The 14,760-nt window shown below is 71.9% G+C and carries 16 protein-coding genes; 5 read left to right on the forward strand and 11 right to left on the reverse strand.

The features are described from left to right. Positions 1-36: 36 nt before the first annotated feature. From C503_RS0111295 to aroA, 7 genes are all read right to left on the reverse strand, one after another. On the reverse strand, positions 37-1,260 hold the full coding sequence (locus C503_RS0111295) for a hypothetical protein (protein ID WP_018682315.1): 1,224 nt from the start codon (positions 1,258-1,260) through the stop codon (positions 37-39). Next, positions 1,251-2,543 (reverse strand): hypothetical protein, encoded by a 1,293-nt coding sequence (locus C503_RS43210; protein ID WP_051114797.1) that lies wholly within the window; start codon positions 2,541-2,543, stop codon positions 1,251-1,253. Before C503_RS43210 ends, C503_RS0111295 begins: the two co-directional genes overlap by 10 nt. Beyond that, complete coding sequence (locus tag C503_RS0111310) at positions 2,540-2,869, reverse strand: hypothetical protein (RefSeq protein ID WP_018682316.1); 330 nt, start codon at positions 2,867-2,869, stop codon at positions 2,540-2,542. Before C503_RS0111310 ends, C503_RS43210 begins: the two co-directional genes overlap by 4 nt. After that, positions 2,870-3,391, reverse strand: a complete 522-nt coding sequence (locus C503_RS38985; RefSeq protein WP_018682317.1) for a YbaB/EbfC family nucleoid-associated protein — start codon at positions 3,389-3,391, stop codon at positions 2,870-2,872. Between the two features lie 138 nt (positions 3,392-3,529). Beyond that, positions 3,530-4,381 (reverse strand): PhzF family phenazine biosynthesis protein, encoded by an 852-nt coding sequence (locus tag C503_RS0111320; protein ID WP_018682318.1) that lies wholly within the window; start codon positions 4,379-4,381, stop codon positions 3,530-3,532. After that, positions 4,374-5,381 carry a ribosome small subunit-dependent GTPase A gene (gene rsgA, locus C503_RS0111325; protein ID WP_018682319.1) on the reverse strand — a complete coding sequence of 336 codons (1,008 nt, stop codon included), beginning with the start codon at positions 5,379-5,381 and terminating at the stop codon, positions 4,374-4,376. Before rsgA ends, C503_RS0111320 begins: the two co-directional genes overlap by 8 nt. Before the next feature lies 1 nt (position 5,382). Continuing rightward, positions 5,383-6,651, reverse strand: coding sequence for a 3-phosphoshikimate 1-carboxyvinyltransferase (gene aroA / locus C503_RS0111330; RefSeq protein WP_018682320.1), 1,269 nt, complete (start codon positions 6,649-6,651; stop codon positions 5,383-5,385). 113 nt (positions 6,652-6,764) lie between these two features. Between aroA and C503_RS0111335 the strand changes: the two genes are divergently transcribed. From C503_RS0111335 to C503_RS38990, 3 genes are all read left to right on the forward strand, one after another. Next, positions 6,765-7,535 (forward strand): SOS response-associated peptidase, encoded by a 771-nt coding sequence (locus tag C503_RS0111335; RefSeq protein WP_018682321.1) that lies wholly within the window; start codon positions 6,765-6,767, stop codon positions 7,533-7,535. Positions 7,536-7,537: 2 nt separating this feature from the next. Further along, positions 7,538-8,158 (forward strand): alpha/beta hydrolase family protein, encoded by a 621-nt coding sequence (locus tag C503_RS0111340; protein ID WP_018682322.1) that lies wholly within the window; start codon positions 7,538-7,540, stop codon positions 8,156-8,158. A gap of 122 nt (positions 8,159-8,280) precedes the next feature. Further along, positions 8,281-9,114 (forward strand): SCO4651 family lipoprotein, encoded by an 834-nt coding sequence (locus C503_RS38990; protein WP_018682323.1) that lies wholly within the window; start codon positions 8,281-8,283, stop codon positions 9,112-9,114. Between the two features lie 103 nt (positions 9,115-9,217). On the opposite strand, the gene pruA is transcribed toward C503_RS38990, so the two are convergent. The 3 genes from pruA to C503_RS0111360 form a co-directional block, all read right to left on the reverse strand. Further along, positions 9,218-10,846: an L-glutamate gamma-semialdehyde dehydrogenase gene (pruA, locus tag C503_RS0111350; RefSeq protein WP_018682324.1), complete on the reverse strand. Its 1,629-nt coding sequence runs from the start codon at positions 10,844-10,846 to the stop codon at positions 9,218-9,220. A gap of 140 nt (positions 10,847-10,986) precedes the next feature. Further along, positions 10,987-11,490, reverse strand: a complete 504-nt coding sequence (locus tag C503_RS0111355) for a DUF6912 family protein (RefSeq protein ID WP_026316174.1) — start codon at positions 11,488-11,490, stop codon at positions 10,987-10,989. A 4-nt stretch (positions 11,491-11,494) separates the two neighbouring features. After that, entirely contained in the window at positions 11,495-12,910 is a 1,416-nt protein-coding gene (locus tag C503_RS0111360; protein ID WP_018682326.1) for a WS/DGAT/MGAT family O-acyltransferase, read from the reverse strand. A 57-nt stretch (positions 12,911-12,967) separates the two neighbouring features. Between C503_RS0111360 and C503_RS0111365 the strand changes: the two genes are divergently transcribed. Then, on the forward strand, positions 12,968-13,750 hold the full coding sequence (locus tag C503_RS0111365) for a TrmH family RNA methyltransferase (RefSeq protein ID WP_018682327.1): 783 nt from the start codon (positions 12,968-12,970) through the stop codon (positions 13,748-13,750). Here the strand turns inward: C503_RS0111365 and C503_RS0111370 are convergent, their stop codons facing one another. Further along, positions 13,751-14,128 carry an HAD family hydrolase gene (locus tag C503_RS0111370; RefSeq protein ID WP_018682328.1) on the reverse strand — a complete coding sequence of 126 codons (378 nt, stop codon included), beginning with the start codon at positions 14,126-14,128 and terminating at the stop codon, positions 13,751-13,753. A gap of 111 nt (positions 14,129-14,239) precedes the next feature. Between C503_RS0111370 and C503_RS0111375 the strand changes: the two genes are divergently transcribed. Continuing rightward, the gene (locus C503_RS0111375; protein WP_018682329.1) at positions 14,240-14,671 is read left to right on the forward strand and encodes an Rv3235 family protein; all 432 of its coding nucleotides are present in this window, start codon (positions 14,240-14,242) and stop codon (positions 14,669-14,671) included. The last annotated feature ends 89 nt before the right edge of the window (positions 14,672-14,760 follow it).

The following is a 14,760-nucleotide window of genomic DNA, read 5'->3' on the forward strand; positions in this document are numbered from 1 at the left end:
AAGAGCCCGCACCTGTACTGGGTGCGGGCTCTTCTTTCATTGCACCGTCGGCCTCGGGACCCAGCCCTCGACGGACGGTTTGGCAGGCACGTCGGTTGCCGGTTCCGGTTCCGGGTACGCCTCCACAAAGCGTTGGCCGCGAACGAACCCGTTGAGCGCGCGGATGGGATACCTGGCGAGAGGGGCGAACAGGACAGCCAGCACCGCGAAACCCACCACCGTGCCCGAGCCCTTCTCGATCTTCATGAACGGGTGGACGGTGTCGAGCAACACCATGGCCAGATATATCAGCGGCATCGCCAGAAACCCGATCACCACGGCGATGTGCCACGGGCGGTAGTTGGTTCGCCGGTACCGCCCGAACTTCACCTCCAGGAATGTCGCCGCGTTACGCCTGGCGTTTTCGGCGGAACGCCAGCGGTCGGGTCCGGCATCACCGTTCAGCTTCGTCGAGCACGCGCGCCGCACGGGGTCGGCGGCGCGCGCCATGATGGCGTCGGCGGCGACCCGGGCGACCTCATCCGTCACGGGCACCAGCCACTGGCGCTGGGTGCCCGCGATCCACAGTGCCGGGCCTGCCCACACGTCGTACTCGAACGCGTCCGCGTCAGACCGGCCGGAGTGCACCAGGACGTAGCCCAACCCGTCCGCGGTCATGTCGCCGACGGTCACCGAACGCAAGGTGTGCAACGGGATCGCGGTCCTGCCCGCGGCCATGCTCTTGGCCGAGGTCAGGCCGTCGAGGACAAGCCGATCGTTCTGCACGCACAGCCGCGCCGTCAAACCACGGGTGGGGAACGGGATCTCCAGCGAGGAGTCGATCAACGCCCGGGTCAACGGCCTGGTGAGTACGAGCGTGGCGAGCCGCCGTGAGCCCCAAATCACGGCGAGGGCACCGGCTACCGCGCCGATCACCCAAGTCTTGCGCGCGAACGGGACAGGGTCGAACGCGACCTTGACCGCGCTCACCACGGTGACGAACAGGCTGGGAACGGTCAGCCAGTACGCGACGCGCGACCACGTCGTCACGTGGTTCCAGTGGAAGGCGAGCGCCACCACGCCGACCAGCCAGTACACGAGACCGCCCATGAGGTACTCCGGCGCGGAAGCCAGCGCGGCGGACAGCGGCCCACCGAGCTTGTCGAAGTTCGACAAGGTCGCGACGGCCGCCGAGGTCGCCGCAGCCGCGACCGCGAACAGCACGTTGAGCGCGATGAGCGTGAGGCCCGCGCAGCGGCGGGCCACCACCTCTAGTGCCATAGGTCCCCTTCGGCGTGCCATGGGGCTTCCTGACGGGCGGGCTCGGCGTGTGGGCCGTACATCGGTGCGGGCTGCGAGGCCGCGGCCTCGCGGCGCTCCGATTCCCAGTGGTCCCGCCACCGCTGGTTCTCCTCGTCCTGTTTGACGCCGCCATCGGCTTCGCGGTGGGTCTGGTCGCTGGCGCCCTGGACGAAAGCATTGGCGATGATCTTGGGAGGCTTCGGCAGGCTGGTGTCGAAGCCATCGAAGCTGCCTTCGTACTCCAGCCGCCTGCCGATGCTGTCGAGCCTGGGATCGTTATGACCGAACCTGTCGCGGGCGGCCTGCTTGCGAGACTTGGCAAGGGCGTTTGCGGCGTCATTGCGGGCACCCTTGAGTTCGTCGCCCTTCTTGCCTAGCTCGGCGAGCTTGTCGAGGTCGCCCTTGCCGTTGAGCGCGACCTTGGCGTCGTGCGCGGCCTTGTTCGCGTGCCGCGCCGCGGCCCGGTTGTACTTGCCGACGCTCTTGTCGAGCCCTTTGATGGTGCCGTTGAGGGCGTCGCGCGATTTCTTGGCGTCGGCGGCGACCTTCTCCAGCTTCTTGACGGCCTGCGCCACCTTCTTGGCGTTCTTGCCCGCCAGGACGGCGCCCTCGGCCACCTCGTCGGCGATGAACGCCGCCTCCGACGCACCGAACGTGACCGGTGCGAGGGCGCTGGCCGCGGCGAACTTGATGATCGCGTCGGCCGCGAACTGGGAGACCGCGTCGCGGATGACTCCGCGCACGACGCCGACGACGCATGCCGCGACGGTCATGGCGCTCGCGGCGTTCTCCGCGTGGCTCGCCCCGCCGGACGCCACAGCGGCAAAGTTCTTGACGGCGGCCCGATAACCCTCGACGGCCGCGCCCTGGCAGCCCGCGAGCGCATCGAGCGACCCGTTGTACTTGTCCGCCGTCTCGTGCAGGCGGGTGGCGATGTTCGTCCAGGTGGTGGCCATGGCGGTGACCGCGTCGGCGTCGCCCGCGAGCAGGTCGAGAGGTTCCTTGAGGAAGCCGATGTGCTCGATCAGCCAGCCGATGACGCCGGAGAGGACGCTGCCCAGCGGGTCCATGGCGAAGCCGAGCAGATCGAGCCCGCCCGCGACGGCGTCGCCCGCGAGCGCGCCCCAGTCTCCCTCGATGCCGTCGTAGACGATGTTCGCGGCACTGCCGAACAGCCCGGACGCGTCCCACGCCTGCGTGGGACTATCGAAGTTGGGGAACGAGTCGGGACTGCCCCCGGTTGCGTCGAGCGGCGCGTTCACGGCTTCGCCTGGTCGAACCGGGCGCGGATCGCGTCGAACATCGCGGCCGCGTCCTTGTCGCCGTTGGCGTAGCCCTCGCGCATCGCGGCGAAGCGGTCCGCCATGTCGTCGCCCGCTGCCTTCGCCTTGTCGACGTACTCGACGGCGTCGTCGGTCCAGATGTTGAGTGTCTGGGCCAGGAACATCCCGATGACGCCGAACGCCTGCGGGTTCCACAGCGAGTCACCGGCCGCCGCCGCGTCGGGCATGGCGGCGATCAGGGCCCGCAGCTCGCGCTCGTGCGCCTCCAGGACCTTGAGGTCCACCTCGAAGCCACCGTCCGGCATCTACCCGTCCCCCCTCATCAGCGGGTCCTGCTGGTCATAGTCCGACTCGTCGTCAAGGCGCGGCCCACGCGCCACCGGTGGTCGCACCGGCGGAGGCGTCACGGCCTCTTCCCGCTCGACCTCGTTCAACCCGCGCAACGGCCCCGCCGCGGGCGGCGGCTCGTCCGGCACCTCGACGTCCGGGACCTGCTCTCGGACGAACCGCATGGCGGCGCTGTTCCCCCCGACCACCGGCTCCATGATCTCGGCGATCCGCCCAACGGCCCCGGCCTGCGCCCGCTTGGCCGTCGCCAGCACGAGCGCGGCCAACCGCTCGCGCGGCATCTCCTCGGCCTCCCGGCCGAACGACAGGCCCATCAGCGCCCCGGCGGCGTTGACAGTCACGGTGACAGCCCCATCCTGGCTCGTCGCCGTGCCGCTCAACGCCTTGATCTTCGCCTTGGCCTCCTCCGCGCGCTCCAACAGCGCGGCGGTCCGCCGCTCGTAGTCGGCAACGACCTGCTTCGGATCAGGAACGATCACAACACTCCCCCCGCTTGGACGGAGCGAAAGTAGCAGCCACGCCATGCCAAGGGACGGGGAATACGCATACCCGCGGCGCCGCCAGGCGATCCCGGCGAAGTCAGCAAAAGAGAACGCGTCCGATTCCGGCGAAATGTGCTAGATACGAACTGCCGAGCCCGTCACATGAATCCCCGAAGCGGGATCCGAAGGGATAGCGACCGTCAACACCGATGGCCGCCCCATGTCCTCCCCCTGTCGAATGGTCAACGCCCCCGGCAACGAGATCAACCCCAGCTCCCGCAAATACCCGCCCAAAGCAGCGGCAGCCGCCCCAGTAGCCGCATCCTCCACGACTCCCCCAGGCGGGAAAGGATTCCGCGAATGGAACACCACATCATTCTCCCGATACACCAACTGCACCGTCGTCCATTCCTCCGAGGCCATCAGCTCCCCCAACGCCCCGAAGTCGTACGCGAGATCCGCCAACCGTTCCCGGGTGCGCACCCCCACGATCGGATGCCACGCTCCCGCATAGGCGACCCGCACCGGCAACCCGGGATCAAGATCGGCGGCCGACCACCGCAAAGCGGCAAGCAGCGGCCCGGGGTCAGGGAGATCCCGAACCCGGGGCGCCACGCTCACCAGCGTCGCCGAGAACACGTCCGGGCGGGTCTCGGTGGTGGCCACCTCCACCAAACCGGCGCGGGTGTGCAGCCGAAGTGGTCCCGGGCCGTTCTCGCCCGCGTGTGCCACGGCTGCCGCGACGGTCGCGTGGCCGCAGAAGGGGACCTCGGCCAACGGGCTGAAGTAGCGGATGTCCATGTCACCGTCGGTCCGGGTGACCATGAAGGCCGTCTCCGAGTAGCCAAGCTCGGTGGCCACGGCCTGCATCTCCTCGTCCGACGCACCTGCCGCGTCGAGGACCACCCCCGCCTGGTTTCCGCCGCAGGGGTCGTCGGTGAAGGCTGTGTACCTCAGGATCTGCACGGGGCCAATCATGTCAGTCATCAGTGCCGCGCGATGCCAGCAAGCGGCGCAAGGACGTCAGGCGGCCGGGAGTCGCGGCGCCCTCCTCGACGGTGGTGTCGAGGTAGCAGTCGGGGTCCTCGGGGGGGCCGAGGTGGCCGCAGCCGGACGGGCACTCCTCCGCCGGGGCGACGAACTCCTCGAAGGCGGCCACGATGTCGTCCGGCTTGATGTGCGCCAGGCCGAACGAGCGGATGCCGGGGGTGTCCACGACCCAGCCGCCGTCCGGCAGCGGCAGGGCGACGGCCGAGGTGGACGTGTGCCTGCCCTTGCCGACGCCGCTGACCCGGCCGATGGCGCGGTCGGCGTCCGGGACCAGCCGGTTGACCAAAGTGGACTTGCCGACGCCGGAGTGGCCGACCAGGGCGGAGACCCGGTCGTTCAGGCGCGCGCGCAGCTCCCCGGGGTCCATGTCCGAGCGGGTCACCACGGCGGGCAGGTCGAGCTCGGCGTACGAGGCGAGCAGGTCGGCCGGGTCGGCCAGGTCGGCCTTGGTCAGGCAGAGCACCGGTTCCAGGCCGCCCGCGAAGGCGGCCACCAGGCAGCGGTCGATGAAGCCGGTGCGCGGCGGCGGGTCGGCCAGCGCGCAGACGATCAGCAGCTGCTCGGCGTTGGCGACCACGACCCGTTCGAACGTGTCCGTGTCGTCGGCGGTGCGCCGCAGGACGCTGGCCCGCTCGCCGACGCGGACGATGCGGGCCAGGGTGTCCGGGGCGCCGCTGGTGTCGCCGACCAGGTCGACCTGGTCACCGATGACGACCGGGGTCCGCCCCAGCTCCCTGGCCCGCATGGCGACGATCAGGTGACCGGGGTCGCGGTCGACCGCGCAGGTCCAGCGGCCGCGGTCCTTCCCGACGACCATGCCGCTGACCGCGTCGGCGTGTTCCGGGCGGCGCTTGCTGCGGGGCCTGCTGCCTTTGCCGGGGCGCACCCGGACATCGGTCTCGTCCAGCCTGCTCCAGTCGCCGCGCCGGGTGGCCATGTCAGTTCGCCCCGGTGAGCATCCGGGACCACATCTCGGGGAAGTCGGGCAGTGTCTTGGCCGTGGTGCCGATGTCGTCCACCTCGACCCCGGGCACGACCAGGCCGACGATCGCGCCCGCGGTGGCCATCCGATGGTCGGCGTACGCGCGCCACGGGCCGCCGTGCAGCTCGACCGGGCTGATGGCCAGGCCGTCCTCGGTCTCCTCCGCCGCCCCGCCCAGCGTGGTGATCTCGGCGGCGAGCGCGGCCAGCCGGTCGGTCTCGTGGCCGCGCAGGTGCGCGACGCCGCGCAGCCGGGACGGCCCGTCCGCGCACACGGCGAGCGCCGCGACGGTCGGGGTCAGCTCGCCGACGTCGTGCAGGTCGATGTCCACACCGGACAGACGGGCCGGTCCGCGGACGGTCAGCGCGCCGTCCGCCATGGTCACCTCGGCGCCCATCCGGGCCAGGATGTCCCGGATGGCGTCCCCCGGCTGGGTCGTGCGCGCGGGCCAGCCGGTCACCGTGACCACACCGCCGGTCACCGCGGCAGCGGCCAGGAACGGGGTCGCGTTGGACAGGTCCGGTTCGATCACCCAGTCCACCGCGCGGACCGGGCCGGGCGCGATCCGCCAGGTGTTCGGCTCGCTGTCGTCCACGGCGACGCCCGCGGCGCGCACCATGTCCACGGTCATGTCGATGTGCGGCATGGACGGGACGGGTTTCCCGGCGTGGTGCACGGTCAACCCCTTGTCGTACCGGGCCCCGGACAGCAGCAACCCGGACACGAACTGCGAGGAGGCCGACGCGTCGATGGTCACGGTCCCCCCGGCGATACCCCCGGCCCCCACCACGGTGAACGGCAGCGCGTCGCCCTCGACGACCGCGCCCAGCCCGCGCAGGGCGTTCAGCACGGTGCCCATCGGCCGTTCCCGCGCGCGCGGGTCGCCGTCGAAGCGCACCTCGCCGTCGGCCAGCACGGCCGCGGGCGGCACGAACCGCATCACGGTGCCCGCCAGCCCGCAGTCCACCGCGCCGCCGCCGCGCAGCCCGTCGGTCGCCCCCACCCGCACGGTCTCCCCGTCTACGTCGACCGGCACGCCCAGCGCGCGCAGGGCGGCGAACATCAGGTCGGCGTCGCGGCCGCGCAGCGCCCCGGTGAGCGTGCTCGGGCCGTCCGCGAGCGCGGCCAGGACCAGCGCGCGGTTGGTGATGGACTTGGATCCGGGGATGGCCACGGTGGCGTGCACCGGGGCCGGGGCGACGGGGGCTGACCAGGGCTGCGGCATGCGGCAATCCTCCCGCACCACACGCCCACTCGGGTTACCGGCTCGCCTCTGTCAGGCTGTCATGTCACGATGCGCCCACGACCGTCGGCGCGGAACCGGGGAGGTGGACCGCTTTGTGCGGTAGGTACGCGGCGGCCAAGGACCCGGCGACGCTGGCCGCGGAGTTCGACGCGCTGGACGTGATGGGCGACGGGGCCCCCGACCTGGACTACAACGTCGCGCCGACGAAGAGCGTGGTCGCGGTGGTGCAGCGGCACCCGCGGGCCGAGGACGGCACGGTGGACCGCGGCAGCACGGAGCGCACCCTGCGGGTGATGCGGTGGGGTCTGGTGCCGAGCTGGGCCAAGACCGCCTCCGGCGGCGCCAAGATGATCAACGCCCGGTCGGAGAGCGCGGCGGAGAAGCCCGCGTTCAAGAAGTCGCTGGCCGAGCGCCGGTGCATCCTGCCTGCCGACGGCTGGTTCGAGTGGCGCCGGGACAAGACCGCCAAGCAGCCGTTCTACACGACCACCCGGGACGGCAGCAGCCTGGCCATGGCGGGCCTGTGGACGACCTGGCGGGACAAGGCCGACCCGGCCGCCCCGGTGCTGATCACCTGCGCGGTGCTGACCACGGACGCGATCGGCCCGCTGGCCGACATCCACGACCGGATGCCGCTGCTGCTGGGCCGGGACGCCTGGACCTCCTGGCTCGACCCGGACTCGTCCGATGTCGCCGAGCTGCTCGCGCCGCCCGCCCTGGCCGTGGTGGACGCGCTGGAGATCCGCCCGGTGTCGCAGTCGGTCAACAGCGTCCGCAACAACGGCCCCGGGCTGCTGGACGCGGTCACCCCCGCGGTGGACCTGGACGCGGCCGAACCCGACCTGTTCGACCGCCGGACCTGAGCGTGAACCGCGCCGAGATCGACACCCCGCACGGCCCCGCCAGGGTCGAGCTGCACTGCGCGCCCGAAGGCCGCGCCGGCCTGCTGCTCGGGCACGGGGCGGGCGGCGGCGTCGAGGCCCCCGACCTGGTGGCGGCCACCCGCGGCGCGACCGCGGCAGGCGTGCACGTGGCCCTGGTAGAGCAGCCCTACCGGGTCGCGGGCAGACGCGCGCCCGCCCCCGCCCGGCAGCTGGACGCGGCCTGGCTGGCGGTGGTCCGGGAGCTGTCCTCGGCCTGGTTCGACGGGCTGCCGCTGCTGTTCGGCGGACGGTCGTCCGGCGCCAGGGTGGCCTGCCGCACCGCCGACGCGGGCGAGGCCGTCGGCGTGCTGTGCCTGGCGTTCCCGGTGCACCCGCCGGGCAAGCCGGACAAGACCCGCCAGCCCGAGCTGGACGAGGTGCGCGTGCCCACCCTGGTCGTCCAGGGCCGGACCGACCCGTTCGGCCAGCCCGACCCCGGCCACCTGCGGGAGATCGTCGGGGTGGCGGGCGACCACTCGCTGAAGGGTGAGTTGCCCGTCATATCCCGTTCGGTACAGGAGTGGCTAGGCCGTATCCTTCGTCCACTCGACAATCTGGACTGACGAAGACCCTCCGGAACCCATGGGGATGGGATCGGTCGGAAACCCGACAGAACCAGACGATCAGCCGGAGCGTCCTAGTGGGCGAATCGGCAGCGAACCCATCCTGAGGGGAACCACGTTCCATGGCTTTCACCGGTAAATCGCGCCTGCTCGTCGCCGTCACGGCGGCGGCGCTGACGCTGACGGCGTGCGGCGGCACCGAGAAGGGCACGGCCACCACGCCGGGCGCCGCCACCGGCGCCCCCGCGGCCAGCGCCGACGCGAAGGGCAGCGCGTTCGACTCGCTCAAGGGCCTGACCGACGCGGTCAAGCAGAAGAGCTCCACCAAGTCGTCCACGCACATGGTCATGAACATCACGGCCGGTCCGACCGAGATCGACGCCGAGGGCGACGTCACCTTCGGCTCGAAGACCTCGATGCAGATGACCATGACCGTGCCGACCGTCGGCGACATGGAGATGCGGCTGGTCGAGCGCATCCTCTACGTCAAGATGCCCGCCAACCTGGCGCCGAACCCGGCCAAGCCGTGGATGAAGGTCGACCTGGACGGCACCAGCCAGATGGCCAAGCAGATGAGCGGCATGCTCGACCAGGCCGAGCAGAGCGACCCGACCAAGACGCTGGAGCAGCTGGCGGACGCGGGCGAGATCACCGGCCACGCCGAGGACACCGTGGACGGCCAGAAGGCCACCCGCTACACCATCAAGGTCGAGGTCGCCAAGCTCAAGGACAAGGCGCTCGGCATGAGCGAGGAGGCCCTCGCCACCGTGCAGCAGGCGGGCATCAAGGACTTCACCGCCAACGTCTGGATCAACGAGGACAACCTGCCGATCCGCTACACCGCGGACATCCCGGTGCAGGGCCAGAAGGTCAAGACCGACGTCAAGTACACCGACTGGGGCAAGTCCGTCACCATCGAGGCCCCGCCCGCGTCGCAGACCACCGAGGCCCCGTGACCCGGTAGCGCTCGGGTCAGGGCAGTGACCCGGTAGCACACACCACGCCGAGCGGCGCCGCTCCCGATCGATCGGAAGCGGCGCCGCTCGGCGTTTTGGCAGGTCAGCCCATGTGCGGGTACCGGTGGTCGACCGGCGGCACGAAGGTCTCCTTGATCGAGCGCGGGCTCACCCAGCGCTGCAGGTTGTAGATCGAGCCCGCCTTGTCGTTGGTGCCGGAGGCGCGGCTGCCGCCGAAGGGCTGCTGGCCGACCACGGCGCCGGTGGGCTTGTCGTTGACGTAGAAGTTGCCTGCCGCGAAGCGCAGCGCCTGGTGCGCCTGCTCCACAGCGGACCGGTCGGTCGCGAAAACCGCGCCGGTCAACGCATACGGCGAGGAGGTGTCGACCAGCTCCAGCACCTTGCCGTACTCGGCGTCGTCGAACACGTGCACGGCCAGGATCGGTCCGAAGTACTCGGTGGTGAACACCTCCTGCAACGGGTCGCTGCCCAGCAGGATGGTCGGCTGCACGAAGTAGCCGACCGAGTCGTCCGCGGTGCCGCCCGCGAGCACCTCGATCGAGGAGTTCGCCGCGGCGGCCGCCAGCGCCTCCTTGTGCTTGGCGAACGCGCGCGCGTCGATGACCGCGCCGCCGAAGTTGTCCAGGTCGGTGACGTCACCGTAGGAGATCGAGTCGGTCAGGTCGACCAGCCGCTCACGCAGGCCGCCCTCCCACAGCGAGCGGGACACGTAGGCGCGCGAGGCGGCCGAGCACTTCTGGCCCTGGTACTCGAACGCACCGCGGACCAAGCCCACCGCGACCGCCGCCGGGTCGGCCGAGGCGTGCGCGACCACGAAGTCCTTGCCGCCGGTCTCGCCCACGATCCGCGGGTAGGACCGGTAGGTGTCCAGGTTCTCCCCGATGAGCCGCCAGAGGTGCTTGAACGTCCTGGTGGAGCCGGTGAAGTGCAGGCCCGCGAAGTCCGGGTCGGCCAGCGCCACCTCGGACAGCGCCTGCCCGTCGCCGGTCACCATGTTGATCACGCCCGGGGGCAGGCCAGCGGCCTCCAGCAGCCGCATGGTGTGGTGCGCGGCAAGCTGCTGGGTCGGCGAGGGCTTCCACACCACGGTGTTGCCCATCAGCGCGGGCGCGGTGGGCAGGTTGCCCGCGATGGCGGTGAAGTTGAACGGGGTGATCGCGGTGACGAACCCGTCCAGCGGCCGGTGGTCGAACCGGTTCCAGATGCCCGGCGCGGACGCGGGCTGCTCTTCCAGCAGGCGCCGCGCGAAGGACACGTTGTACCGCCAGAAGTCGATCAGCTCGCAGGCGCTGTCGATCTCGGCCTGCTGCACCGACTTGGACTGGCCGAGCACGGTGGCCGCGTTCAGGGTGTCCCGCCAGGGGCCCGCGAGCAGGTCGGCGGCGCGCAGCAGGATCGCCGCGCGCTCGTCGAAGGGCAGCGCCCGCCAGGCCGGGGCGGCCTGCTTGGCCGCGGCCACGGCGTCCGCCACGTCGGCGGCGGTGGCCTGCGCGGTGACCCCGAGCACGTGCCGGTGGTCGTGCGGCTGGACCACGTCGACGCGGTCACCGCCCGCCATCCGCCGCACCCCGCCGATGGTCATGGTGAGCTCCGCCTGCTCGCCCTCCAGCTCAGCGATGCGGCGGACCAGCGACTCGCGGGCGGGAGTGCCCGGCGCGTAGGAGTTGATCGGCTCGTTGGTCGGGTCGGGCACGGACGAAACGGCGTCCATCGTGTGGCTCGCCTCCCTGGACTCTCGTGGATCGGGTGCTGATCATCTAGCGCGGCGCGGCCGGGTGCCGCGAGCGGGCTCGTGGCCGCTCGCGGACCCACCACGCCGACATCCTGTCATGGGATGAAGTGGCTCTACCGCTACAACAGCTCCAGCACGAACGGCAGTTCCTGCGGGGCGTACCACGCCAGCTCGTGGTCCTCGGCGTCGCCGAGGGTGAACTCCGCGTCCGGGTCGCCAAGGTCGGCGGCGTCCACCACGGCCACCGCGGCCCGCACGGCGTCCTGCGCCTCCGCGGTGTCCAGGTGGATCGCGGCCACCACCTTCAGCGGCACCGGCCCGGCCAGCTTCACCACCGCGTAGTCCAGGTCCGGCCGCAGCGCGGCCCCGTCCACGTCGGCGGACACCACGGCCCGGCGCACGATCGTGTCCGGGTCGGCCTCCAGCTCCGCGTGCAGCAGCCGCAGCGACGCCCGTGCGGCGTCCAGCATCGCCGCGTACTCCAGTTCCTCGTCACCGCCGCTGGCGTAGGACTCGCGCAGGGCGGGGGTCAGCGCGAACGCGGTGCCGCCGATCGCGGTCAACTCCCCGTCGGAGCTCAGCCCGCGCAGCATGGCGACCGTCGCCGGTATGTACACCCTCAACTCATCACGCTCTCACGCTCGTGGACAGTTCCTCGATGGACTCTTCCAGCATCCGCGCCAGCACGTCCACGTCGGACATGGCGGTGCGGTCGCCGGTGAGCCCGAAGTACACCCCGCCGTCGTAGGAGGTGACCCCGACGGCCAAGGGCTGGTTCCTGGTCAACGGCATCGCCGCGACCATCCGGGTCATCCGCGCGGTGCCCGCGTACAGCGGGACCTGCGGGCCGGGCACGTTGGTGACCACCAGGTCGAAGATCCGCCCGGCGAACGAGGCGGCGGCCCGCGCGCCCAGCGAGTGCAGCGTCGGCGGGGCGAACCCGCCGACCCGCAGCAGCGCGGACGCGGCCACCGAGTGCCCGGAGTCGCGGTGCGGGCGTAAGGCATGGCTGACGTGCTGCAGCCGCACGAACGGGTTGGGCTCGCCCACCGGCAGGTCGACCAGCTGCGCGGTGACCCGGTTGCCGAGCATGCCGGGCACCGTGCCCGCGTCCTGCTCGCCGTCGCGCACGGCCAGCGGCACCAATGCGCGGACGATGCTGCCCGCGGTCGGCTGCTCGCCGCGGGAGAGCAGCCAGGCGCGCAGGCCGCCCGTGACCACGGCGAGCACCACGTCGTTGACCGTGCCGCCGTGCCGGGCACGGACCGCGCGCAGGTCGTCCAGGCGGGCCTGGGCCACCGCGTACCGGCGGGCCTTGCCGACCCGCGCGGACAGCGGACCGGCCGCGGCGGGCCGGGTCGCGATGCCGACCGCCGAGGACACCAGCGAGCCAAGCACGTCGACCACCCGGCGGGTGGTGGCCACCGCGTCGCCGAACGCGGCGCGGGCGTTCTCCACCAGCTCGGCGGGCCGGTGCACGGTCTCGGTGACCGCGTCCAGCAGCAGCCGGGTCGGCCCGGGAAGCCTGCGCGGCGCCCACGGCTCGTCGTCCTCCCGGGCCGTCCTGCCGGGCGCCGTCTCCAGGATGACCTGGCCGAAGTCGATCGTCCGGATGCCGTCGACCAGGGCAAGGTGGGTTTTGGTGATCAAGGCCACGTGCCCGCCAGCCAGGCCCTCCACCAGGTAGGCCTCCCACAGCGGCCGGGCCGGGTCCAGCGGGCGGGCCATCAGCCGGGCGACCAGATCGTGCAGCTGCTCGTCGCTGCCCGGCCGGGGCAGCGCGGAGCGGCGCACGTGGTAGGCGACGTCGAAGGCCGGGTCGTCCACCCAGACCGGCCGGGCCAGGTGGCCGGGCACCTCGGCGACCCGCTGCCGGTAGCGCGGCACCAGCGGCAGCCGCCGCGCGATCAACGCGACCAGGCCGTCGTAGTCGAACCCGGAGCGCGGCCTGCGGAAGACCGCCAGCCCGCCGACATGCATCGGCGTCGTCTCCTCCTCCAGGTACAGGAACGACGCGTCGAGGGCGGACAGGCGGTCGGGCATGGCCCGATCCTGGCACACCCCGGCCGGGCGGGCGGACCGCGCGCGACCGGCCGTGCGATGCTGCCCGGCGTGCCATACGACCCCACCGCCGCCCGCGCCGACTCGCCGAAGGACCGGTTCGTCACCGTCTACGGCCGCAAACCGGTGCTGGAGGCGCTGGCCGACCAACGGCTGTCGGTCGACAAGGTGGTGCTGGCCGACAACGCGCACGGCCCGGCGGCGCGGGAGATCCTGGACGCGGCCCGCGAACGCGGCGTGCCGGTGCAGCGCGCCACCCCGCACCGCGTGAAGGTGTTGGCGGGCAATGGGAAACAGGACCAGGGCGTGCTCGCCGACGTGGTCGCGCCGCGCATGCGCAGGCTGACCGACGCGCTGTCCGCCGCGAAGCGACCCGCGACCGTGCTGCTGCTGGACGGGATCACCACACCCGCGAACGTCGGCATGATCCTGCGCACCGCCACGGCGGCGGGCATCGGCGGCATCGTGGTCCCCCGGCGCGGCGTCGCGGGCATCGACCCGCTGGTGGTCAAGGCGTCCGCCGGGGTCGCGTTCACCGCCCCGGTACTGCGCTGCGCGAGCGCCGAGGAGGCGGCCGCCGACCTGCGTGCCGCGGGCTATCCGCTGTATGCCCTGGACGCGGGCGCCCGCCGCACGGTGTTCGACGCCGAACTGCCCCGCCCGGCCGCGTTCGTGCTGGGCAGCGAGACCGCGGGGATCACCGACGGGGTCCGCCCGCACGTCAACCGGTGGCTGTCGATCCCGATGAGCGGCGGCGTGGAGTCGCTGAACGTGGCCGCGGCTGCCGCCGTGCTGTGCTTCGAGCTGGCCCGCCGCGGCTGATCAGTTCCCGGACAGTCCGAAGAGGATGTCCACTTCCTCCACAGTGGACTCTGTGGTCATGTGGTGCACCCCGGTCATGCCCGCTCTGACCGCGCCCCGCACGTAGTCGGCCACGTCGTCGACGAACACGCACCGCTCCTGCGGGACACCCAGCAGCGCCGCCGCCTGCCGGAAGATCTCCGGGTCCGGCTTGGCCACCCCGACCTCCCCGGACACCACCACGGCGTCGAAAACATCGGGCAGGCCGCGCGGGGCCCGGTCCGCGTTGGACAACAGGGCCGTGCGCACCCCGGTCGAGCGCACCCGGGCAACCAGCTCCGGAACACCCGCCTCGGTGAACACACCCGCATAGTCGACGATCAGCGCCGCGTACTCCACGAGCCCGATTCTCCCCGCAGGCGGCCCACCATCACCACATGAGCTGACCCCGGTCGCGTTCCACCACTCGGTCGCGCTCTCCCTTCCCGCCACCGAACGAAGGGAACGCGCATGCGGATCGAGGCACTGCCCGAGTACGAGCCCCCACTGGCCGAGGCGGACGAGGAACGCTGGTCCACCCCACCCAGCAGGCCGCCCACCTGGACCGTCCACGGCCCCGCCCGGGACATCGCCTGGCGCCTGATGACCCTCTGCCTGGAAGCCCTCTCCGGCGAACGCACCCTGCCCCAGCTGCACGGAGTCCTCTCCGGACCGGTCTGGGAGGCGATGCTGACCCGCACCAGGGCGCCAACCCGAGGCCGGTTCCGACTGGTCACCATGCGGCTGTGCCAGGTGCGCGCGGACATCGTGGAGTTCGCCGCCACCACCCGCTTCATGCCTGCACACATGCCGGGGCGCTGGGTGGCCCGAGCGTTCGCGGGGCGGTTGGAGGAACGGGAAGGGCGGTGGCTGTGCACCTACCTCCGCCCAGTCGGCTTCTGACCCGACACGGACTGTTCGTCCAGCGCTGAGCCGAAAAGCAGCACGGCCCGCCGGGAAAGTCCCGGCGGGCCGTGCTCCTAGTCGTCACG

The organism is Actinokineospora enzanensis DSM 44649 (assembly GCF_000374445.1).
GTDB classification, from domain to species: Bacteria; Actinomycetota; Actinomycetes; order Mycobacteriales; family Pseudonocardiaceae; genus Actinokineospora; species Actinokineospora enzanensis.

Bases quoted from the DNA above. Each gene is read 5' to 3' on its own strand.
- C503_RS0111295 (WP_018682315.1), bottom strand. From the start codon at position 1,260: ATGGCACTAGAGGTGGTGGCCCGCCGCTGCGCGGGCCTCACGCTCATC.
- C503_RS0111310 (WP_018682316.1), bottom strand. From the start codon at position 2,869: ATGCCGGACGGTGGCTTCGAGGTGGACCTCAAGGTCCTGGAGGCGCAC.
- C503_RS0111320 (WP_018682318.1), bottom strand. From the start codon at position 4,381: ATGACTGACATGATTGGCCCCGTGCAGATCCTGAGGTACACAGCCTTC.
- rsgA (WP_018682319.1), bottom strand. From the start codon at position 5,381: ATGGCCACCCGGCGCGGCGACTGGAGCAGGCTGGACGAGACCGATGTC.
- aroA (WP_018682320.1), bottom strand. From the start codon at position 6,651: ATGCCGCAGCCCTGGTCAGCCCCCGTCGCCCCGGCCCCGGTGCACGCC.
- C503_RS38990 (WP_018682323.1), top strand. From the start codon at position 8,281: ATGGCTTTCACCGGTAAATCGCGCCTGCTCGTCGCCGTCACGGCGGCG.
- pruA (WP_018682324.1), bottom strand. From the start codon at position 10,846: ATGGACGCCGTTTCGTCCGTGCCCGACCCGACCAACGAGCCGATCAAC.
- C503_RS0111360 (WP_018682326.1), bottom strand. From the start codon at position 12,910: ATGCCCGACCGCCTGTCCGCCCTCGACGCGTCGTTCCTGTACCTGGAG.
- C503_RS0111365 (WP_018682327.1), top strand. From the start codon at position 12,968: ATGCTGCCCGGCGTGCCATACGACCCCACCGCCGCCCGCGCCGACTCG.
- C503_RS0111375 (WP_018682329.1), top strand. From the start codon at position 14,240: ATGCGGATCGAGGCACTGCCCGAGTACGAGCCCCCACTGGCCGAGGCG.